Annotated in this window: 1 pseudogene; it reads right to left on the reverse strand. The window is 73.2% G+C overall.

Features of this window, described 5'->3' with window-relative positions:
* Positions 1-7 precede the first annotated feature (7 nt).
* Positions 8-831: pseudogene (locus VQ03_RS34095) on the reverse strand (histidine kinase); the annotation flags it as partial.

An 831-nucleotide genomic window follows, 5' to 3' on the forward strand; every position in this document is an offset into this window, starting at 1 on the left:
GCCGTGATCACGGCTGCCACTGCTCGAACGCCTCGCGCAGCACCTTCTCCCCGGCATTGCCCTTCTCGAAGGTCAGGATCGCCCGGTTGCCGTTGGCGTAGCGGATCGGCAGGTCGATCCAGTTGCGCTTGAGCAGGAGGTCGGTGTTGCGCTCGATGTCGGCCTTCAGGTTGGAGAGGCCGATCAGGAACAGGTTGTCGCGCACCGGCACCGGCAGGCCGGAGACGGGGGAGCCGCGGCCAGATTCGTCGTCCTTGAACTGGATCAGGCCGACGTCGCGCACCGTCCGGTTCGGGTCGGTCGAGGTGAAGGTGAGCTCGAGGATGTGCGAGGCCGGCAGGGTCGCGTCGGTGTTGCGGCGCAGGACCATGGCGAGGCTCAGGCCCGCCTCGGGCACGTCCACATCCCCCCGCACCACGGTCTGCAGGGGCTGCCCCTGGCCGGCATTCACCGCGTCGAGGCGCCAGACCACCCGGGCCTGCGTCGCCTTCGGGGGGCTGCCCGGGGCGCCGTTCTCCTCGTAGAGGGTGCCGCGCTGCGCCACCGCGATGTCGGGCGTCGGCGACGGGCGGGCCGTGCTGCCCTGGGGAGCGGCCGCGGGCGCGGGCGCGGGAACCGGCGCCGGGGGCGCCCGCTCGCCGCCGACCCGGTCGGCGAATTTCGAATCCTGGTTCTCGGCCGGCCGGTTGGGGCCGTTCTCGGCGAAGCCCGTCGGCAGGGCGGCGGGATTGTCGCGCAGGGACCAGGCGGTGACGGCGATGGCGCCGACGACGGCCGCCAGCACCGCCGCCACGATGCCGTTGCGCACCAGCCGCGAGCGGTCGCGCTTCG

It is taken from the genome of Methylobacterium tarhaniae (genome assembly GCF_001043955.1).
Taxonomy (GTDB): domain Bacteria; phylum Pseudomonadota; class Alphaproteobacteria; order Rhizobiales; family Beijerinckiaceae; genus Methylobacterium; species Methylobacterium tarhaniae.